Origin of the sequence: Nonomuraea sp. NPDC049158 (assembly GCF_040648335.1) — a bacterium.
In the GTDB taxonomy this organism is placed as follows: domain Bacteria; phylum Actinomycetota; class Actinomycetes; order Streptosporangiales; family Streptosporangiaceae; genus Nonomuraea.
The window spans coordinates 164158-184401 of the sequence record NZ_JBEZDM010000004.1 but is presented as its reverse complement, the minus strand read 5'-3'; the positions used below and the strand labels follow the sequence as shown (position 1 = coordinate 184401).

Genomic DNA, 20244 nt, shown 5'->3' with positions numbered 1-20244 from the left:
CATGACGCGCTGGGCATGGTCGGATACGTACAGTAGTGCACATGAATGCCGTTGATCTCGCACGCTGGCAGTTCGGGGTCACTACGGTGTACCACTTCCTGTTCGTGCCCGTCACGATAGGGATGTCACTGCTGGTGGCGATCCTGAACACGGCCTGGGTACGGACCGGCAAGGTGGCCTACCTGCGCGCCACCAAGTTCTTCGGGACGCTCTTCCTGATCAATTTCGCTATGGGCGTGGTGACGGGGATCGTGCAGGAATTCCAGTTCGGGATGAACTGGAGTAGCTATTCCAGGTTCGTCGGCGACATCTTCGGGGTGCCGCTCGCGCTGGAGGCGCTGCTGGCGTTCTTTCTGGAGTCGACGTTCCTGGGGCTGTGGCTTTTCGGTTGGGATCGGCTGCCGAAGAAGGTGCATCTCGCGTGCATCTGGATTGTCGCGTTCGGCACGGTGCTGTCCGCCTACTTCATTCTGGCCGCCAATTCGTTCATGCAGTGGCCGGTGGGCTTCCGGCTCGACGGGCGGGCCGAGTTGGTCGACTTCGGGGCCGTGTTGAGCAACAAGGTCCTGCTGGTCACCTTCCCGCACACGATCTTCGGGTGCTGGCTGGCCGGTGGCGTGATCTTCATGGCGGTTTCCGCCTGGCATCTGGCTAGAAAGCGGGATATTGACGTCTTTCGTCCGTCGCTTCGGCTGGGCATCGTGGCGGTGCTGCTGGGCGCGCTCGGCACCCTCGTGTCCGGGGATCTCCTCGGCAAGATCATGACGCAGACCCAGCCGATGAAGATGGCCGCCGCCGAGGCGCTCTACGAGACGCGGCAGCCCGCGCCGTTCTCCGTGTTCACCATCGGGACGCTGGACGGCACCAAGCCGATCTACCAGCTCGAGATCCCGGGCCTGCTGTCCCAGCTGGCCACCGGCTCGTTCAGCGGCAAGGTCGAGGGCGTCAACAACATCCAGGCGGACTACGAACGCAGGTTCGGACCGGGCGACTACCGTCCCTACATCCCGGTCGCCTACTGGGGTTTCCGGCTGATGATCGGCTTCGGCATGCTCGCCGCGCTGGTGGCGCTCCTCCTGCTCTGGCTGACCCGCGGACGAATGATCCGCGGCAAGGACTGGATGTGGAGGGCCGCCGTCTGGTCGGTCGTGCTGCCCTTCCTCGCGAACAGCTTCGGGTGGATCTTCACCGAGATGGCCAGGCAGCCGTGGATCGTCTTCAGCCAGATGAAGACCGCGCGTGGCGTGTCGCCGAGCGTCGGCACGGGGACCGTACTCACCTCGCTGATCGTCTTCACCGCCCTGTACGGCGCGCTGGCCCTGGTGGAGGTCGGTCTCATGATCAAGTACGGCAGGGCGGCCCCGCCGCCCGCCGACGGTGCCGAGCCGCAGGACGGCGGCGAGACGTCCTTCGCCTACTAGGGGGATCGGGTAGTGGAGCTCACCGAGATCTGGTTCGTGGCGATCGCCGTCCTGTGGGTCGGGTACTTCGTCCTGGAGGGGTTTGACTTCGGCGTCGGCATGCTGCTGCACGTCATGGCACGGAACGACGCGGAACGCCAGGCGATGCTCGACACGATCGGCCCCGTCTGGGACGGCAACGAGGTGTGGCTGATCACCGCGGGCGCCGCCACGTTCGCCGCCTTCCCCGAGTGGTACGCCTCACTGTTCAGCGGGTTCTACGTTCCGCTGCTGCTCATCCTGCTGGCGCTGATCGTGCGCGGGGTGGCCATCGAGTACCGCGGCAAGCGGGACTCCGTGCCGTGGCGGCGGTGGTCGGACGTGGGCATCGCGATCGGCTCGTTCGTGCCCGCGCTGCTGTGGGGGGTCGCGTTCGCGAACATCGTGCGGGGGGTGAAGCTCAACTCCCACCACGACTACGTCGGTACGTTCTGGGATTTGATCAATCCGTACGCGCTGCTCGGCGGGCTGACCACGCTGACCCTGTTCGTCACGCACGGAGCCGTGTTCGTGGCGTTGAAGACCAGCGGCGAGATCAGCCGGCGCGCGACCACGCTGGCGCTGAAGACCGGCGGCGTCGCGGCCGTGCTCGCGGTGGTCTTCCTGGCCTGGACGCAGTTCCATGGCGGCGGGCCCGGCACGGTGATCCTGGCCGCCCTCGCCGCCCTTTCCTTCGTGGCCGCGCTCGGCGCCATCGCCAAGGGCCGTCAGGGATGGGCGTTCCTGCTGTCCGCGGTCGCCGTCGGCGTGAGCGTGATCTGCCTGTTCGTGGTTCTGTATCCCAACGTCCTGCCTTCGACGGTCAACCCGGCCTACAGCCTGACCCTCCAGAACGCGGCCTCGACGCCGAAGACGCTCGGCATCATGACCAGGGTCGCGGCGATTTTTCTGCCGCTGGTGGTGCTCTACCAGAGCTGGACCTATTGGGTTTTCCGCCACCGAATCAGCGCCGGTTGATGTCTTTTCTCCGCGCCAGTACGACCATTTGTATACATTGTCGCCGCTAAAAGGAAACGGAACTTCAACCTCCTGTAAAACGCGATTGCCAGCCTTTCTTCCGGGGCACTGAGAATCGAGAGCCGAGGAAAGGATCATCCATGACACTCGTTCTCGGCACGTCTCTCCAGGAACGCGACGAAGCCGGCCTCGCGCTGGCGGAGGACGCCGAGCGAATCGCCCGCGCGTGCCATGCCGTGGCCCTGCGCTTCCATCTGGGAGGCAGGCTGCTGAGCTTCGGCACCGGTCAGTCGGCGGCCGACGCGGCGCATCTCGCGGTGGAGTTCGTCCATCCGGTGATCGTGGGCAAGCGCGCCCTGCCGGCCTTCTCGCTGGCCAACGACGCGTCGGCGATGAGCGGGCTCGCCCGCGCGGGAGTGTTCGCGACGCAGTTGCGGTTGCTCGGGCGCGCCGGGGACATCGCAGTGGGCATCACGATCGACGAGGACTGTGCCGAGGTGGCGGCGGGGCTCGCCGTGGCGCGTGAGATGGGCATGACGACGGTGGCGCTGACGAAGGCGGGCGGGCTCGGCAGCGCGGTGGTGGATCACCTTCTCACGGCACACAGCCGTGATCCGCGGGTCGCCCGCGAGCTCCAAATGACGACATATCACGTGCTGTGGGAGTTGGTGCATGTGTTCTTGAACGACCCTCGGCTCGCGGCGACGGAGGTCTCCCAATGACCTCGCCGGGAGATCCAGACCAGTCCAGTCCGACGGCTTCGCCGGGAGGTTCGGACCGGTCGAGTCCGGAGTGCCCCGACGAGGTGTGTGTGACCTGCTCGGACATGGCCGTACCCGTCCGGATCGTCGCCCTGCGGCCCGGCCACCTCGCGCTGGCCGACACCGCCGTCGGCGCGGAGGAGATCAGCGTCCGGCTGGTCGACGCGCGGGCCGGCGACGTGGTCCTGGTACACGCGAAAGAGGCCATCGCGGTGCTGGAGAGAACGGTGCCAGAAAGAACAGTTCCGGAAAGAACAGTTCCAGAAAGAACGGTGCCGGAGTGAGCGGTGCTGGAGATAAGGCGGTGAATGACGCGCTCTATCCCTTCCTGTCCTCTGCGGCGGGCGACGTCGAATCGCTGCTGGCCACGGTGACCCGGTCCACGGCGGAGAAGGCCCAGGAGATCGTCGCGCTGCGACGAGAGGTGCTCACCCTGCTCGGCCCCCGGATCGCCGCGTGCGCCGGGGCGCTCGCCGCGGCGTTCGCCGCCGGCGGTCGGCTGTTCACCTTCGGGAACGGGGGCAGCAGCACCGACGCGCAGGCCGTGGCCCACCTGTTCCTCGCTCCCGGACCCAGCCACAGAGGGCTGCCGGCGATGTCGTTGACGACCGACATCGCGCTGCTGACCGCGCTCACCAACGACATCGGCTTCGACGCGGTCTTCGCCCGGCAGCTCGCCGCCCTGGGCACCGGTACGGACATCGCGATGGGGATCTCGACGAGCGGCGGCTCGCTGAACGTGGTACGCGGGCTCCAGGAGGCGAAACGCCTCAGCATGGTGACGGTCGGGCTCGCCGGTTCGGGGGGCGGCCAGCTGGCCGAGTGCGGTGCCGTCGATCATCTGCTGGTCATCCCGTCCTCGTCCGTCCATCGGATCCAGGAGGCGCAGGCCACCGTGTGCCATGTGCTGTGGGAGTCGGTTCAGCGGGCGTTGGACGAGGCGGACTGACCGTTGGACCCGATCATGCGCTCCCGGATCCGGGTCGAGGGCATCGTCCAGGGCGTGGGGTTCCGGCCGTTCGTCCACGGCCTGGCCATCCGGTACGGCCTGTCGGGCACGGTCGGCAACGACGGCTTCGGGGTGTTCATCGAGGTCGAGGGCCCACCGGGGGCGGTGAGCGCGCTGGTCGAGGCGGTCAGCGGGAACGCGCCCGCGCTGGCGGTCGTGGACCGGGTGAGCGTGGAATCGGTTCCCTCCACAGGCGCCCGCGGCTTCCGCATCGTCCCAAGCGAGACAGGCGAACCAAGAAGCGGGATGGGCGTACCGAGCGGGATGTGCGTACCGAGCGGGATGTGCGTACCGAGCGAGAAAAGCGTCCAGAGCACGACCGGCGGACCGGGCGTGATCGGCGGCGCCCCACGCGCGCATGTGTCGCCGGACGCGGCGACCTGTGACGACTGCCTGGACGAGCTGTTCGACCCGGCCGACCGCCGCTACCGCTACCCCTTCGTCAACTGCACCAACTGCGGCCCCAGGTTCACGATCATCACGGCCATCCCCTACGACCGCGCCGCGACCACCATGCGGACCTTCGCCATGTGCACGGCGTGCGCGACCGAGTATCGCGATCCCCGCGATCGCCGCTTCCATGCCCAGCCGGTGTGCTGCCCCGCCTGCGGTCCCACGCTCGTCCTGCACACCTCCGACGGCGCGGTGATCGCGGGCGATCCGGTGGCCGAGGCGGCGGCGCTGCTCCGCAGGGGGTCCATCCTCGCGGTGAAGGGGCTCGGCGGCCATCACCTGGCCGTGGACGCCACCGACGAGGACGCGGTCGCGGCGTTGCGGGCCCGCAAGCACCGTGGGGACAAGGCGTTCGCCGTGATGGCGCCGGACCTGGCCGCCGTACGCGAGCTGTGTGAGCTGGACGGCGAGGCGAGCGGGGTGGTCGCCGCCCTCACCGGCGCGCGCCGCCCCATCGTGCTGCTGCCACGACGCCCCGGCTCGCCCATCGCCGTCTCAGTGGCGCCCGGCAACCGGGACATCGGCGTGCTCCTGCCGTACACGCCCCTGCACCACCTGCTGGCCCGCGAACTGGGCCGCCCCTTCGTACTGACCAGCGGGAATCTGTCGGGCGAGCCCATCGCGCACCGCGACGAGGACGCGCGGCGGCTGGCCGCCGACGCCTTCCTCACCCACGATCGGCCGATTCACGCGGGCCTTGACGACTCGGTGGTCCGGGTCTTCCGCGACGTGGAGGTTCCGGTACGGCGAGCGCGCGGGCACGCTCCCGCGCCACTGGCGCTGCCCTGGACGTTCCCCCGCCCGGTGCTCGCGTGCGGAGCGCAGCTCAAGAGCACCTTCTGCCTGGCGACGGGCGGCCACGCGTTCGTCTCCCAGCACCTGGGCGACCTGGAGAACTACGCGACGATGCAGGCCTTCGCCGGTGGCGTCGCGCACTTCCGGCGGCTGTTCGGGATCGAGCCGGAGGTGGTGGCGCACGACCTCCACCCGGAATACCTGTCCACCAAGTACGCCCTCACCCTCGACGGCGTCCAGCCACTCGGCGTACAGCACCACCACGCCCACATCGCCTCCTGCCTGGCCGACAACGGCGAGCCCGGCCCGGTCGTCGGCGTCGCCCTCGACGGCACGGGGTACGGCACGGACGGCACGATCTGGGGCGGCGAGCTGCTCGTGGCCGACCTGGCGGGCTTCGAGCGGGCCGGGCACCTGGAGCCGGTGCCGATGCCCGGCGGCGTGACGGCGATCCGGCAGCCCTGGCGGATGGCCGCGGCCTTCCTGCACAGCGCGTACGGACCCGAAGGCTTCGACGACCTCGACGTGGTTCGCCGCAATCACGACCGGTGGCCGGCCGTGGCGGCGCTCGTGGCGAACGGCCCGGCGGATCGGGTGACGTCGAGCGCCGGGCGGCTGTTCGACGCGGTGTCCGCGCTGCTCGGGATCCGGGACACGGTCACCTACGACGGGCAGGCGGCGGTGGAGCTGGAGCAGCGGGCGGATCCGGGGGTTCGCGGCGGCTATCCGGTCGCCGTCGCCGGAACGGTCATCCGCAGCACCGACCTGATCCGCGCGGTCGTCGATGACCTTCGCCGGGGCGAGGCGTCGGAGGTGATCGCGGCGCGGTTCCACCACGGGCTGGCCGAGGCGGTGGTGACGGCCACGACGCGGGTCGCGGCCGCCAACGGCTTGGAGGCGGTGGCGTTGTCCGGCGGGGTGTTCTGCAACACCCTCCTCCTCGGCGCCGTGGTCGACGGGCTGCGCCGCCACGGCCTGCGCGTTCTGCTGCACCGGCGCGTCCCCTGCAACGACGGCGGCATCAGTCTCGGGCAGGCCGTGGTGGCGGGCGCTCGGGATCGAGCGACCCGTTGACCACGACACCGGGAGCTCGGGATCGAGCGACCCGTTGACCACGACACCGGGAGCTCGGGACAGAGCGACCCGCTGAACACGACACCGGGAGCTCGGGACAGAGCGACCCGCTGAACACGGCGCAGGGCGTCAGCAGATGCGCGGCAGCGGGTCGCCGACCAGCAGGTCCACGATGCGGGTGCCGCCGAAGGCGGTCCTCAGCAGTACCAGGCCGGGCGGGTCCTCCCCGACCCACCCGATGATCGCGGCCCCGGCGCCGACCGGATGGCCGCGCATGATGTCGACCGCCTGCTCGGCGTGATCGCCGTCGACGACGGCGACCAGCCGCCCTTCGCAGGCGACGTACAGCGGGTCGATCCCGAGCAGCTCGCACATCCCGGTGACCGCGGGCTGGACGGGTACGGACTCCTCGTCCATCACCACGGAGACGCCCGAGGCACCCGCCACCTCGTTCAGCACGGTGGCCACACCACCTCGGGTGGCGTCCCGCAACGTCCGCACCTGGGTGGGAAGGGCGTCCAGCAGCTCGGCCACCAGGCCGTTCAACGGCGCGGTGTCCGAGACCGTGTCCGCCTCGATGCCGAGCTCGCCACGGGCCAGCATGATGGCGACACCGTGCTCGCCGATCGGCCCGGACACGATGACCGCGTCGCCGGGCCGGGCCGCGGAGATGGACGGCGTGGCCGGGCGCTCGACGACGCCGACGCCGGCGGTGGTGATGTAGCAGCCGTCGGCCTTGCCCCGCTGGACCACCTTGGTGTCGCCGGTGACGATCGTGACGCCCGCCGCCTCCGCCGCGGCCGCCATCGAGGCGACGATCCGCCGCAGGTCGCCGACCGGGAACCCCTCTTCGAGGATGAACCCGGCGGACAGGTACAGCGGACGGGCCCCGCACACCGCGAGGTCGTTCACGGTGCCGTTGACCGCCAGGTCGCCGATGTCGCCGCCGGGGAAGAACAGCGGGGAGACCACGAACGCGTCGGTGGTGAACACCGCGCGGGAACCGTCCAGCGCCAGCATGGCCCCGTCCTCCAGCGGGGCGAGCAGCGGATTGCGGAACGCCTCCAGGAAGACCGCGTCGATCAGGGTCCGGGTCGCCTTGCCGCCGGAGCCGTGCGCCAGGGTGATGCGTTCCTCCCGGACCACCGCGCGGCGCCGCCGTACGCGCTCGATCCGGTCGAGGACCTGCTTCTCGGTGGTCATGCCCGGGTCGCCTCCCGCACTCGTTCCCGGCTGAACCGGCCGAAGTTGTAGTACGCCGCGCACGCTCCCTCCGAGGAGACCATGCAGGTCCCGATCGGCGTCTCCGGGGTGCACGCGGTGCCGAACACCTTGCACTCCCACGGTTTGAGCACGCCCTTGAGCACTTCGCCGCACTGGCAGGCCATGGGGTCGGCGATGCGTGTGCCGGGGATGTCGAAGATCCGCTCCGCGTCGAAGGCGGCGTACTCCTCGGCCATCTCCAGCGCCGAGTGCGAGATGAAGCCGAGCCCACGCCACTCGAAGTGCGGGCGTACGCGCATCACCGTCCCGATCGCCTCCATGGCGACCCGGTTGCCCTCCCACGGGACCACCCGCGCGTACTGGTTCTCCACCTCGCCACGGCCCTCGGCCAGCTGGCCGAGGAGCAGGTCGACCGCGTGGAGGATGTCGAGCGGCTCGAACCCGGCGACCACGAACGGCTGCCGGTAGTCGCGCGCGATGAACTCGTACGGCCGGCAGCCGATGATCGTCGAGACGTGGCCGGGCCCGATGAAGCCGTCGAGCCGCAGGTCGGGCGAGTCGAGGATCGCCTTGACGGCCGGGATGATCAGGACGTGGTTGCAGAAGACGGAGAAGTTGTCGATGCCCTCCTCGGCCGCCCGCAGCACGGTCACCGCCGTCGACGGCGCCGTGGTCTCGAAGCCGATCGCCATGAACACGACCCGCCGGTCCGGATTGTCCCGGGCGATCTTGAGCGCGTCGAGAGGCGAGTAGACCATCCGGATGTCGGCGCCCTGGGCCTTGGCGTCGAGGAACGTGGCCGCTCCCCCGGGCACCCGCATCATGTCGCCGAACGACGTCATGATCACGTCGGGCTGCCGGGCGATGTGGACGGCGTCGTCCACTCGTCCCATGGGGATGACGCAGACGGGACAGCCCGGCCCGTGCACGAGCGTCACGGCCTCCGGCAGGTAGTCCTCGATGCCGTGCTTGTAGATGGTGTGCGTGTGTCCGCCGCACACCTCCATGAACTTGTACCGGCGTCCCGGTTCGCACCGGGCGGCTATCCGCGCGGCCAGCGCCCGGGCCGCGTCGGCGTCGCGGAACTCATCGACGAAGCGCATCGCGCTCCTTGCAGAGGAGGGTCATGAGATGTCCGATTCCTTGAGCGCGTCGATCTCGTCGGTGTACGCCTGCCCGAGTCCGTGCAGCATGTCCATCACGGCCTTGGCCTCGGCCTCGGAGATCTTCGACAGGGCGAAGCCCACGTGGACGAGCACCCAGTCGCCGGGCTTGAGCTGGTCGTCGGCGAGCAGCCCCATGTTGATGCGGCGGCGTACCCCGCTGACGTCCACCATGGCGAGGTCGGTGTGCTCCTCGACGTCGCCCACCAGCTCACCGGGGATCCCGAGGCACATCCGCTTCCTCCTTGAACTGGACCGATTCCAGGACCAGCTCGTCGCCGCCGCGGACGTCCACGTCGTCGTCGCCGCACCGCGCGCAGACCGCGAGCACGTCGACGGACTCCGACTGGTGGCCACAGGCCCCGCAGTCCACGGTGACGGGCGTGACGACGAGGTCGAGCGCCGCCCCCTCGGCGGCGCTGCCCTCGGCGGCGAGCGCGAAGGCATGGTCGAACGCCTCGCCCACGACGGCGTGGCGGGCGCCGATCCGGACCCGCAGCCCGGTGACCCGCCGGCCGTCCGCCTGCTGCCGGACCAGGTCGACCAGGCCCTCGCACATTCCTAGCTCATGCATGAAGTGCCTACATCCTTCTCATGTTCAGGTAGCGCTTGATCTCCGGCCATTGCGCGGCGATCATCGCGACGACCGCGCACAGCGTCACCAGAGCCACCACCGGCCCCTTCCTCATCCGTTTCCACCTCCTCGGTTTTCAGTAACCCCGGTCCATCGATGGCTTCGATCAAGTCTCGACAAGGGACCGGACCGTCTTGAGTGCCGGGCCGAGAGCCGCGCGAACCGGCTCGCTCAGCTCGACCAGCACGTCTTCGTCCGGCGCCCCGGTCATCACGGTCGCCGGTTCGCAGGCGACGACGAGCACCCGGGGCGGTATCCGGCCCAGCTCGGCGGCCAGCCGGAGCACGCGTACCGGGTCCATGCCGTGGGTCTCCATGGGCACGCCCGCCTCCGGCTCGGCCGGTTCGAGTACGGTCAGCGTCCCGGGAGTCTCCCCGCGCGGCGCGGCGTCCACGAAGATCACCGTGTCGTAGCCGCGTTGCAGGGCGTAGGCCAGGTCCATACCGCGGATCCCGAAGTCCACGACGTCCACTCCGGGCGGCAGGTCCTCGGCCGCCAGCAGCCGCGCCACCTCGACGCCGAAGCCGTCGTCGCCCAGGAAGATGTTGCCAATGCCCGCGACCAGGACGCGGGCGGGCCGGCTCTCCTCCACGATCGGCTCCACCTCCTCGGCGGAGTAGAAGAACCGGTGTCCGGGCAGCTTCGCCTCTCCCAGGTCGCGGCCGGGATCCTCCTCAAGGGTGACGGCCAGGTGAAGAGCGCCCATCTCGTCCTGTTCGACGCTCTCGATGACGGCCACCCGGCCGCCGAGGGCCAGGTCGAAGACGTCCGCCCGCGAACGTGGGCGCAGCCGCACCCGGCTGCCCGCGCCGAGTGTCACGCCGTCCACGATCACCGTGTCCGGGCCCCGTCGTTCCATCCGGGCCCAGAAGTCATCCGTCGCGGTCATGTACCGGCTCCTGTTCGATCAGCGGACGGATCTCGCGTACGGTTCCGTGCAACCGCATGAGCCGCTCGGGTGTCAGCGAGGCGCATCGGTCGAGGATCTCCCTGGCCCGGGGATCGCCGTCGCGGATCTCCCGCCGCTCCTCCTCGGTCAGGGCGAGCACGCTCAGGGTGAGCAACTGGTCGATCTCGGTGGCGTCGAAGAGGTCACCCGGGCTCTCCGGCGCGATCCGGGGGTAGTCGTACAGGATGATCGGCGCCGAGAGCATGGTGTGCCGCTCGCCCTCCTCGCCCACCATGACCGGCCAGGCGCCGACGTTGTCGCAACCTTCCGCGAGCGGCCGCAGCTCCTCCGGCGGGTCGGTCAGCGAGACGAACCGCCCGCGCGGCGCGTGCAGGACCGTGTGCGCGGAGAGGAACGCCTGTTTCAGCCCCTCGGTACGGCTGCCGCCCGCCCAGCCGGTCGTGTTGGCGACCTCGACGGTGATCCGGAAGACGCCGGGCGCCGGGCGTTCCGCGCTGACCTCGATCCGCCCGCGCAGCGCCCGCCAGCTGCGCGAAAGCGCCCCGACCCCGCGCCCGTCCGGGCCGATCAGCCATTCGACGTCCCCGCCCTCGGGTATGTCGATGTCCACCACGGCGGCCCGCTGGACGAGACCCGCGAGGTCGAGCCCGAGCGCGGCGGCCTCCCGCTCGGTCGCCTCGTCCCTGGCCACGTGGCGCTCGCCCCCGGCCGTCAGCTCCGCGACCGGTACGAGCTCCTCGCCGGTGCCGCGCGCGACCTGGCGGGCGACGGAGTGCAGGAAGCAGACCCGGACGTCGATGGTGTCGGCCGGGTCCGCCTCGATCAGCACCTGGGTGCGCATCAGCGAGGAGTCGCCCGTCTCGGCGCACCGCTCGGGGTAGACGCCGCCCAGGGTCCAGCGCTGCGCGTTCTTGAGCGCCGAGTGGCGGTAGGGCCACAGCAGGTAGCCCTCGTACAGCACCGCGCGCGCGACCTGTGTCACCTGGTCCATCGGTCAGCCACCGCCCTCTTCACGTACAAGCAGTGCCGTCACGACGTCGTCCCAGGTCGTCAGGGTGTGCCGGACCTTGTAGTCGTACAGCCGGTCGAAGGCGTCGCGGTCCAGCCGGAGCCAGGCGCTGCGCGGGAAGTAGTGCTCCATGACGTCCTTCCAGACCCGGACCGGCATCCGGAACGCGACGTCGGTGTCCCACGGGATCCGGGCCGCCCGGAGCAGGCCGGCGTCGAGGTAGAAGATCGTCCCGCTGAACAGGAAGGTCAGCGGGACCTCACCGTCCGGCAGGGAGTGGAAGTACTTGGCGACCGCCACCTCGAAGTCGTAGGTGCAGGCCACGTCGATGCTCGCCACCGTGTGCCCGTCGAAGCCGGGCACCTGCGTCACCGCCCGCGCCCACAGCAGGCTCCTCGACGTCCGGCCCCAATCCTCGGGCGCGCCGAACAGATCGGTGAGCCGCTGCCGGGTGGTCGGGTCGTACTGGCGCCGCGCGGCGTCGATGCGGATGTGGGTGTCCAGCGCGACGCTGCGGATCGGCGACGAGCCGGCGCCGTCGATCCGCAGCGTGAACCGCACCGTCGGCACCGCGGCGAACTCCACCGCCGCGGCGCTCTCGATCACGAACCTGAGCACCGGCGGCGGCGCGTCCTCCCGCGTGGCGAAGGCGGCGTCCGGCCTCATGCCGGGGACAGGTTCCGGCCTCATGCCGGGGACAGGTTGGGCATGGCCGGGTCGATCGGGTCGCGGTCCTTGGGGTTGATCCCGGTGGATCGGGCCGCCGTCGAGCAGCCGTCAGGAAGGTGACCGGGCTGCTGCTCGTAGTTGCCGACCGCGTTGCCCTCATGGACGCCCTTCAGGTGCGCGGTCATGTCGGGCCGCACATCGGGACGACCCACCTTGATGGTGCCGGTCATCGTGGAACTCCTTTCGACAGGCCCACGGGCATGGGCTTGGCTCGGCGCCCTAGCTCGGTGAAGAAGGCGCCGACCTCGTTCCAGACGTCCTGGCCGCCGGCCAGGCCCTTCCAGCGAGACCTGAGTACGGCGACGAGGGCGAAGCAGTCGTCGATCGGCACCAGCCAGTGGTCGCGCGCGTCGCGCGTCCGGTTGACCAGCAACGCCTCCACGTCGGGGGCCAGCCGCCGCAGCACGGGGTTGGCCTCCTCCACCGCGGCCCAGGCGGCCGGCTCGACCGCGGCCTCGACCGCTCCGGCCGGGCCCGGGTAGCGGATCACGGTCCGGCCCTCGGCCGAGTCGTGACAGGCGAAGGCCATCTGAACGGGAATGTCCAGGGCCGCCCAGGTGGCGTCGTCGAGGGCGAAGTCCGGCAGGTACCACCGGCGGTCGGGCACTAGGCGGTAGCGGTCCCCTTCGGCCGGTGGATGCTCGAAGAGCAGGGCGCACGGGCGGCAGGCACAGCGTGGTTCGCGGACCGCCGGTTCGAGCAGGTGACGGTGGTCGGCGGGGATGGGCGCGGCGCACAGTTCACACCGGCAGGGGTTGCCGTCGTGATCAGCCGCCGGCTGGTCAGCCGCACGCCGCTCGGCTGTCCGGTCGATGAGGCCGCGCAGACCCCCTCGTGCCATGCCGCGCTCCCTCACGACGTCCGCGCGCCGGGGTCGCGGCGCAAGGCGTCGATGGAGATCAAGACGGGTGGCGGGCCGATCTCCTCGACTTCAACCCGGTCGAGCTCCGGGGCCGCGTTGCGGATCGCCTCCTCCAGCAGAGCCGCCCGATCGGCGGTGCCGCAGCCGCCGCGACCGCGCAGCAGCCGTACGCTCGCCACACCGTCCGCCACGGCCACCGTCTCCACGGCCGCGCCGCCGAGCCGGGGCCGTACACCGCTCACGGCCTTCTCCACCCGGGCGGACACGTCCAGCGGGTGCAGGTCGTGCAGCACCAGCAGGTAGGAGACCAGTTCGTCCCGCACGAGCGCCGGCCCGAGCGTTTCGCCGCCGATCGCGACGATCCGGGCGAGCGCCTCGCCGTACAGGTCGAGCAACCCCTGGAGCACCTCGATGGTGGACTCCGGGTCGGGCAGCGACTCGACGCCGTCCAGCAGGGCGTCCACCCGGGCCAGCCGGTCGGCCACCTCGCGGTCGGTCAGTGACATCGCCCGCCCCTAACCGGAGATGCTCGCGCCCAGCGTCGGGGAGTGCACCTGCTTGAGCACCTTCCCGTCGCCGAGGTACATGTGGACACCGCACGGCAGGCAGGGGTCGAAGCTGCGGACCGTACGCATGATGTCGATGCCCTTGAAGTTCTCCGGACCGTTCTCCTCGAAGATGTGCATGCCCTGGACCGCGTCCTCGTACGGGCCGGGGGTGCCGTAGATGTCCCGTGGGCTGGCGTTCCACGGCGTGGGCGGGTACGGGTGGTAGTTGGCGATCTTGCCGTCGCGGATCACCATGTGGTGGGACAGGACCCCGCGCACCGCCTCGTGGAACCCGCAGCCGATCGCGTCATCGGGCACGTCGAAGTCGGCGAAGACCCGCGTCCGGCCGGCGCGTACCTCGGCCATCGCCTGGTCCAGGAAGTGGAAGGCCATCGCGGCGGAGTAGGCGACGAAGTAGATGCGGGCCCGGTTGCGCTCGATCGTGTTGGACCACTTGGGGATCTTCCACTCGAAACGCGTCTCCGGCAGTGCCGCGCTCTTGGGCAGGTTGATCTCCACGCTGTTGCCGGTCGCCCGGACGCCTCCGGTGTCGACGATGCCGGCCAGCGCGGTCGTCCAGAGCCGCGCGAGGGCCCCGCCCCCGGTGTCGAGCGCGAGGTGATCGCCCGTGCGGTCGTCGTACCAGCGGGGGCTCATGACCCAGCTGTAGTTGCCGTCCGCCAGGTCGCGCTTCTGCGGCTTGGGCAGCGTCGTCTGGTTCCACGGATGACGCCGGTCCACCGGGTTGCCCAGCGGGTCGTGGGTGACGAAGACCTCCTCGTTCACCCAGTCGTCGTAGAACGAGCTGCCCAGCAGGATGCGCATGCCGAGGTTGATGTCCACCAGGCTCGTGGTGCGCAGCTCGCCGTCCAGGACGATGCCCGGAGTGACGAACATGCCCCGGCCCCACTCGCCCATGTTCCGGTAGTCGTAGTCGACCACGGCCGGGTCCTGGAACGAACCCCAGCAACCTAGCATCGTCCGCCGCCGGCCGACCTCCTCGTACCCGGGCAGCGCCTCGTAGAAGAAGTCGAACAGGTCGTCGTTGAGCGGGACGACCTTCTTCACGAAGTCGAGCACCCTGAGCAGCCGCGACAGGTAGTCGGTGAACAGCTGAGGCGTCGCCACCGTGCCCACGCCGCCCGGGTAGATCGTCGAGGGGTGTACGTGCCGCCCCTCCATCAGGCAGAACATCTCCCGGGTGACCCGGCTGACCTGCAGCGCCTCGCGGTACATCGCGCCGGTGAACGGGTTGAACGCCCGCATGATGTCGGCGATCGTCCGGTACCCGTGGACGCCGCCATGCGGTGCCTCGGTGGTCTCCGCCCTGCGCAGCAGGGTGGGGTTGGTCTCCTTGACGATCTGCTCGCAGTAGTCGACGAAGACCAGATTGTCCTGGAAGAGCGTGTGGTCGAACATGTACTCGGCCGCCTCGCCGAGATTGATGATCCACTCGCCCAGCGGCGGCGTCTTGACGCCGTAGGCCATGTTCTGGGCGTAGACCGAGCAGGTCGCGTGGTTGTCGCCGCAGATACCGCAGATGCGGCTGGTGATGAAGTGCGAGTCCCGCGGGTCCTTCCCGCGCATGAACACGCTGTAGCCCCGGAACAACGAGGAGGTGCTCTTGCACTCGACGACTTCCTTGTTGTTGAAGTCGATCTTCGTGTAGATCCCCAGGTTGCCGATGATGCGGGTGATCGGGTCCCAGGACATCTCGACCAGCTGCCGAGTCTCCTGAGCCTCCTTGGATCGGATGGTCACCGCGACGTTCCCTCTCCCCTAGCTATGGTCCGGTTGGTAGCCGCTGGTCAGCTCAGGCCGGTTGTGGCGCCACTTCGGCTCCTTGTTGACCGTCCTGTTGGTGATGGAGCGCAGCTTGCGGATGACCGACCCGTACGCTCCGGTGGCGGTGGAGGACACCAGCGCGCCGGGTGGCTGGTCCATGAACGGCATGAACTTGTCCGGGAACCCGGGCATCGTGCAGCCGATGCAGATGCCGCCCACATTGGGGCAGCCGCCGATCCCGCCCATCCAGCCGCGCTTGGGCACGTTGCAGTTGACCACCGGTCCCCAGCAGCCGACCTTGACCTGGCATTTGGGGGAGTTGTAGTCCTTGGCGAAGTCACCCTGCTCGTAGTAGCCGGCGCGGTCGCACCCCTCGTGCACCGTCTTGCCGAACAGCCAGGTCGGTCGCAACTCCTTGTCCAGGGGGATCATGGGAGCCAGCCCCGCGGCCTGGTACAGCAGCCAGGTCAGGGTCTCCATGAAGTTGTCGGGCTGCACCGGGCAGCCCGGCACGTTGATGATGGGCAGCCCGCCGGCCGAGCGGAAGTCGTGGCCCAGGTAGTCGCCGAGTCCCATGCTTCCCGTCGGGTTGCCCGCCATGGCGTGGATGCCGCCGTACGTCGCGCAGGTGCCGATCGCGACCACCGCCCACGCCTGCGGCGCGAGCCGGTCGATCCACTGGTTGACGGTGATCGGCTGCCCGGTGACCGGGTCGTTCCCCATCGACGTCCAGTAACCGTCGCCGTTGATCTGCTCGTTGGGGATGGACCCCTCGACCACGAAGACGAACGGGCGTAGCTGGCCCTCCGCGGCCTGGTGGAAGGGGGCCATGAAGTCCTTGCCCACCTCCGCCGCCAGCACCTTGTTGTGCAGATGCACCTTCGGCAGTCCGGGCACCAGGCCGAGCAGCACCGCTTCGAGGCTCGGATTGGAGGCCGCCGTCACCGAGACCGTGTCGCCGTCGCAGCTCATGCCCTCCGAGGTCCACAGCACGTGAACCTCGTCCACAGCGGTTTTCGTCGTGGTTTCGCTCATGTACCCGGCCCTCGTCTCGGCAGCTGGGGGAATGCCGTAGGTATCGCCCCTAATGACAAGGAGTAAGCGTTCGATACACATAGTGACCGCGTCGATGGAGGAATGCGGACGGCCAGGTCACTTCCCTTACCGATTCCTGCATGATGCGCGGCGTGGACGGGGAGCGTGTATTATCCATACTATTTAGGTAGGAATAAGGGAATGCAAAGGGTCGGTGAGCAGCGGTGTCCCACTCCACGTCGTGGCCTAGCCTCGTCTCCATGTCGAACCCCGCGGACGCTCCCGCTGCCCTGCTCCCCGACCCTGACCGCGCGACCGTCGCGATCGCGCCACCGATCGCGGGCGAAGGGCACTGGGCAGGGGGCCCCAGTGCGGTCGCGGCGGACGGGCTGATCTATCTCGCCTACCGGCTGCGCCGCCCCGTGGGGGAGGGACGCGGGTACGCGGTGGTGGTGGCCCGTTCGGTGGACGGTGAGCGGTTCGAGACTCTGACGACGATCACCCGCGAGGAGATGGCCGCCGAGTCCCTGGAACGGCCCACCCTGGTACGTACCGAGGACGGGCGCTGGCGGCTGTACCTGAGCTGCGCCACCCCGGGCACCAAGCACTGGCGGGTGGAGGTGCTGGAGAGCGACGACCCCGCCCGGTTCGACCCGCGCTCGCGCGAGACCGTCCTGCCCGGCGACCCCAAGACCGGCGTGAAGGATTCGGTGATCGTCCGGCACGACGGGAAGTGGCACCTGTGGGCCTCCTGCCACCCGCTGGCCGACTCCGACGAGGCCGACCGGATGGTGACCGACTACGCCACCAGCGCCGACGGCCTGGAGTGGACGTGGCACGGCACGGCGCTGAGCGGGCGGCCGGGGCTGTGGGACGGGCGGGGCGTACGGATCAGCTCGGTACGTTTCGAGGGTGACCGGGTGCTGGCCTTCTATGACGGCCGGGCCAGCGCGGCGGAGAACTACGAGGAGCGCACCGGGATCGCCGTAGGGCCCGACCCCGGCGAGCTGACCCCGGTGGGGACCGCCCCGGCGGCCATGTCGCCGCACGCGGGCGGCGGCCTGCGGTACCTCGACATCGTCGACCTGCCGGACGGCCGCATCCGGCTGTACTACGAGTACACCCGCGCCGACGGAGCCCACGAGCTGCGCACCGAGCTGCGCTGATCGTCAGGGTGGGGTTCCGGAGGGTGGGTCCCAGAGGCGCCTGCCCCTGGGACCCAAGCCGCTGATCGTCAGGACGGGTGCGGGCGCCCGTTCTTGGACTGCCGCTGGCCGGGCGGCCGGGTGCCGACCAGCCCGCCCGAACGCTCCCTGGGCCTGAGCCAGTCGCTGAAATCCTCGCCGGTGACCTGCTGCAGGAGCCGGATGTCGTCGCTGAAGTACGGGATGAGCTGCCGGCGCTGCTCCCAGGTCAGGGGGCGGCGCGGGGCGGCCCGCCGCTGGAGCAGCTGCTCGACGGGATCGGCCAGCGTTCCGGGCAGGAGCCGCCGGACCGAGGACAGCACCGCGTGCCGCGGGCTCGCGTCGGGATGGGCCGTCACGTTCTCCCTCGGCATCTCGGTCAGCAGCCCCCGCTCCACCCCGAGGAAGCCGCAGATCCGGTCGAGCGTGTCGGCCGGGCGGTCGACGAGGTCCCGGTAGCGGAAGAGCAGCACCTGCTCGCGCGGGAACAGCTCGTACAGGGCGGCCAGCTGCTCGCCGTACCGGCCGAGTCCCACGTAGTGCCAGAAGTGCGCCCACCCGGCCGCGATCCGCCTGCCCTCCGCCTCGCAGGCGCGCACCACGTCGCCGATCGGTTCGAGCCCGGCCGACCACAGGTGGGTCCAGTTGGAGTGGGCGCGCTCGACCGGGTCACGCACGATCACGATGAGCTTGGCGTGCGGGAGGGCCGCCTTGATACGCCGCTGCGCGTCCCGGTCGTACAGGTAGAAGGGCGTGCACTCGCCGGCCAGCGTCCCGGCGGGCGCCGCGGCGAAGAGCGCCTCGTAGTCCTCGCGGCGCCAGACGTGCTCCCGGTACGTCTCCACGTCGCCGGGCCCGCCCCTGGTCGGCGGCGGGCCGTCGGTGAGGAAGTACTTGGGCTCCTTGACCTGCGGCAGGTAGAGCTGTGGATGCCGCTGGAGCGCGGCGTGCAAGGCCGTCGTTCCCGCCTTGGGGACGCCTACGACCAGGAAGTTCGGCATGTGCACGGTCATCCCTCCAAACCCCTACGTCTAACATCCAATTTCCTACCAACTATATAGGAAGTTGCAAGTAGAGATTTGGCCAGGACATGCTCACCGTGCGCAAAGGTGATGATCGGCAGGGTGTGTTCGGCGATGATCCCAGAGGTGGTGATCCGCCCGATCTTGTTGCCGACCGCCTCGGTGAACCACAGCGCGCCGTCCGCCGACGCGACTCGCTCTCATCTCTCGCCCGTCGCCCACCTGCGTCTGCGTCTGCGGGCGTACAGCGCCAGAGAGGCCGTCGACAGTGCCCCGACCCCGGCGATCGCGTACCAGAGGCCATCACCGTAAGCAGGGACGGGCCGGCCCTGGAGTCCCTCCGACGGCGCGGCCGCCAACCGGTCGGAGTCGGTCGCGCAGACGATGGGCCGCTTGCCGGCCTTGGCCGAGGCGCAGGCGACGGCCGCCAGCCGCTGAAGCTGCGCGGGCAACCGTTCGACCTGAAGGGTCACACTGAACTGGTCCGTCTTACCGGGGGGCAAGGCCCTGCTCCACGCGATCCGGTCCGCCGAGAGCTTGCCTTGCGGCGTTGACGAGACGAGCTTGAGGCCAGGCGTCAAGGTCTGCGTGAGCAGCAGGGCGGGCGTCTTGGCGGCACCCGTGTTGCTGATCTTGATGGTGTAGGTGAGCCGGTCACCCTGCTGCACACTGCTGTGCCCGTTGTCGATGCCGATGTGCAGCGCGAACGATCGATCGGGCTCGGCCGGGTGTGGCGCGTGGGCGTGTGCCGCGGGCATCCCGAGCGGCATCACGGCCAGCGACATGACCACCGCCGCACGGAGATGGGTGATCCGTGGGCGATGGTGGCACGCGTCGGCTTTCCGCACACGAGTAACGCGAAAGGTCATAGATCAATCCTTTTTACTGGAAAGACTCTTATGCCTGCGCAAAATCATCAGATGAACGCCGCATACACGAATGATAGAGCCGGAAGATCGCACATCTGCCAGCTCCATCTCGACACGCCGCAAGCCGTTCATAGAGTCGGCTAGAGAGTGGTGGCGACGTAATCCAGAGCGCCGGAGTAGATGTCCGGACGAACGAATGGGATGGTGATCCGATAGTTGTTGGTGATGCTGTCCCCGTCCGTGGACGACGCCGTGTCCTTGGTGGCCACGACCAGCGGGCCTTGGGTGAGATGGACGTAGGCGCCACCCTGAGCGGGCCCTTGAACCTCAAGGGTGGTCGCCGGGATGACATCAGTGTTGCCCACGATGGCCGGGGTCAGGTTGGCTGTGCGCGGGACGACGGTAACGGTGTAGCCGGCGAAGTTGTTCGTGGTCACCGTCATGGTGACCGGAGTCGCCCCCGTGGTGACGGTTTCCCCTGGCGCTCCGCTCAGGGTGAACGACGGGGTGAGATCCGTCAGGACGATCGACGAGGACACGTCGACGTGCGCCTCCGTGCTGCCCGTGTCCGTGTCCGCCAGAGCGGGTGCGGCAGTAGAAGCCAGGATTCCGACGGCCGTGACCGTCCCCGCCAGCACGAGGCACGCGCATGCGATGCCTGCTTTTCGAATTCTGGACATATCGCCCCCCATGTAAATAACATTGTTTATTCACTATAATCACCATGCCGCCTTTCCAGTAAACCCCACAAATGGCAGGTA

At 69.4% G+C, this 20244-nt stretch carries 22 protein-coding genes; 7 read left to right on the top strand and 15 right to left on the bottom strand.

The window, feature by feature from the left end; translation table 11 throughout:
- Positions 1-41 precede the first annotated feature (41 nt).
- The 6 genes from AB0B61_RS11230 to hypF all read left to right on the top strand — a co-directional run bounded on the left by AB0B61_RS11230 (position 42) and on the right by hypF (position 6509).
- Complete coding sequence (locus tag AB0B61_RS11230) at positions 42-1421, top strand: cytochrome ubiquinol oxidase subunit I (RefSeq protein WP_358430803.1); 1380 nt, start codon at positions 42-44, stop codon at positions 1419-1421.
- 12 nt (positions 1422-1433) lie between these two features.
- Positions 1434-2417, top strand: coding sequence for a cytochrome d ubiquinol oxidase subunit II (gene cydB / locus AB0B61_RS11225; protein ID WP_358430800.1), 984 nt, complete (start codon positions 1434-1436; stop codon positions 2415-2417).
- A 140-nt stretch (positions 2418-2557) separates the two neighbouring features.
- Positions 2558-3139 carry an SIS domain-containing protein gene (locus AB0B61_RS11220; protein ID WP_358430797.1) on the top strand — a complete coding sequence of 194 codons (582 nt, stop codon included), beginning with the start codon at positions 2558-2560 and terminating at the stop codon, positions 3137-3139.
- Between the two features lie 104 nt (positions 3140-3243).
- Positions 3244-3462: a HypC/HybG/HupF family hydrogenase formation chaperone gene (locus AB0B61_RS11215; RefSeq protein WP_358430794.1), complete on the top strand. Its 219-nt coding sequence runs from the start codon at positions 3244-3246 to the stop codon at positions 3460-3462.
- 20 nt (positions 3463-3482) lie between these two features.
- The gene (locus AB0B61_RS11210; protein WP_358430791.1) at positions 3483-4127 is read left to right on the top strand and encodes an SIS domain-containing protein; all 645 of its coding nucleotides are present in this window, start codon (positions 3483-3485) and stop codon (positions 4125-4127) included.
- Positions 4128-4142: 15 nt separating this feature from the next.
- Positions 4143-6509 (top strand): carbamoyltransferase HypF, encoded by a 2367-nt coding sequence (hypF, locus tag AB0B61_RS11205; RefSeq protein WP_358430788.1) that lies wholly within the window; start codon positions 4143-4145, stop codon positions 6507-6509.
- Between the two features lie 129 nt (positions 6510-6638).
- Here hypF and hypE read toward each other — a convergent pair whose 3' ends face one another.
- The 12 genes from hypE to AB0B61_RS11145 form a co-directional block, all read right to left on the bottom strand.
- Positions 6639-7712 carry a hydrogenase expression/formation protein HypE gene (gene hypE / locus AB0B61_RS11200; RefSeq protein ID WP_358430785.1) on the bottom strand — a complete coding sequence of 358 codons (1074 nt, stop codon included), beginning with the start codon at positions 7710-7712 and terminating at the stop codon, positions 6639-6641.
- Complete coding sequence (gene hypD / locus AB0B61_RS11195; protein WP_358430783.1) at positions 7709-8836, bottom strand: hydrogenase formation protein HypD; 1128 nt, start codon at positions 8834-8836, stop codon at positions 7709-7711. The genes hypE and hypD overlap by 4 nt, the downstream gene beginning before the upstream one ends.
- A gap of 21 nt (positions 8837-8857) precedes the next feature.
- The gene (locus AB0B61_RS11190; RefSeq protein WP_358430780.1) at positions 8858-9130 is read right to left on the bottom strand and encodes a HypC/HybG/HupF family hydrogenase formation chaperone; all 273 of its coding nucleotides are present in this window, start codon (positions 9128-9130) and stop codon (positions 8858-8860) included.
- Positions 9108-9470, bottom strand: coding sequence for a hydrogenase maturation nickel metallochaperone HypA (locus AB0B61_RS11185; RefSeq protein ID WP_225301604.1), 363 nt, complete (start codon positions 9468-9470; stop codon positions 9108-9110). The genes AB0B61_RS11190 and AB0B61_RS11185 overlap by 23 nt, the downstream gene beginning before the upstream one ends.
- 166 nt (positions 9471-9636) lie before the next feature.
- The gene (locus AB0B61_RS11180) at positions 9637-10419 is read right to left on the bottom strand and encodes a hydrogenase maturation protease (protein ID WP_358430777.1); all 783 of its coding nucleotides are present in this window, start codon (positions 10417-10419) and stop codon (positions 9637-9639) included.
- Positions 10403-11431, bottom strand: coding sequence for a hypothetical protein (locus AB0B61_RS11175; protein ID WP_358430775.1), 1029 nt, complete (start codon positions 11429-11431; stop codon positions 10403-10405). The genes AB0B61_RS11180 and AB0B61_RS11175 overlap by 17 nt, the downstream gene beginning before the upstream one ends.
- A 3-nt stretch (positions 11432-11434) precedes the next feature.
- A complete protein-coding gene (locus tag AB0B61_RS11170; RefSeq protein ID WP_358430772.1) occupies positions 11435-12139 on the bottom strand; it encodes a DUF6084 family protein in 705 nt (234 codons plus the stop codon).
- Entirely contained in the window at positions 12136-12348 is a 213-nt protein-coding gene (locus tag AB0B61_RS11165; protein WP_358430770.1) for a hypothetical protein, read from the bottom strand. Before AB0B61_RS11165 ends, AB0B61_RS11170 begins: the two co-directional genes overlap by 4 nt.
- Positions 12345-13019 carry a DUF5947 family protein gene (locus AB0B61_RS11160; RefSeq protein ID WP_358430767.1) on the bottom strand — a complete coding sequence of 225 codons (675 nt, stop codon included), beginning with the start codon at positions 13017-13019 and terminating at the stop codon, positions 12345-12347. The genes AB0B61_RS11165 and AB0B61_RS11160 overlap by 4 nt, the downstream gene beginning before the upstream one ends.
- An 11-nt stretch (positions 13020-13030) precedes the next feature.
- On the bottom strand, positions 13031-13546 hold the full coding sequence (locus AB0B61_RS11155) for a hypothetical protein (RefSeq protein WP_358430764.1): 516 nt from the start codon (positions 13544-13546) through the stop codon (positions 13031-13033).
- Between the two features lie 9 nt (positions 13547-13555).
- Positions 13556-15349, bottom strand: coding sequence for a nickel-dependent hydrogenase large subunit (locus tag AB0B61_RS11150; RefSeq protein ID WP_358430762.1), 1794 nt, complete (start codon positions 15347-15349; stop codon positions 13556-13558).
- 18 nt (positions 15350-15367) lie between these two features.
- Positions 15368-16408: a hydrogenase expression protein HypE gene (locus AB0B61_RS11145; protein WP_358430759.1), complete on the bottom strand. Its 1041-nt coding sequence runs from the start codon at positions 16406-16408 to the stop codon at positions 15368-15370.
- A 260-nt stretch (positions 16409-16668) separates the two neighbouring features.
- Here AB0B61_RS11145 and AB0B61_RS11140 point away from each other — a divergent pair, with 260 nt between their 5' ends.
- Positions 16669-17574 (top strand): hypothetical protein, encoded by a 906-nt coding sequence (locus AB0B61_RS11140; protein ID WP_358430756.1) that lies wholly within the window; start codon positions 16669-16671, stop codon positions 17572-17574.
- Positions 17575-17642: 68 nt separating this feature from the next.
- Here AB0B61_RS11140 and AB0B61_RS11135 read toward each other — a convergent pair whose 3' ends face one another.
- The 3 genes from AB0B61_RS11135 to AB0B61_RS11125 all read right to left on the bottom strand — a co-directional run bounded on the left by AB0B61_RS11135 (position 17643) and on the right by AB0B61_RS11125 (position 20163).
- Positions 17643-18605, bottom strand: coding sequence for a sulfotransferase (locus tag AB0B61_RS11135; RefSeq protein WP_358430753.1), 963 nt, complete (start codon positions 18603-18605; stop codon positions 17643-17645).
- 209 nt (positions 18606-18814) lie between these two features.
- Complete coding sequence (locus tag AB0B61_RS11130; protein ID WP_358430750.1) at positions 18815-19483, bottom strand: hypothetical protein; 669 nt, start codon at positions 19481-19483, stop codon at positions 18815-18817.
- Positions 19484-19623: 140 nt separating this feature from the next.
- Positions 19624-20163, bottom strand: a complete 540-nt coding sequence (locus tag AB0B61_RS11125; RefSeq protein ID WP_358430747.1) for a hypothetical protein — start codon at positions 20161-20163, stop codon at positions 19624-19626.
- Positions 20164-20244 lie beyond the last annotated feature (81 nt).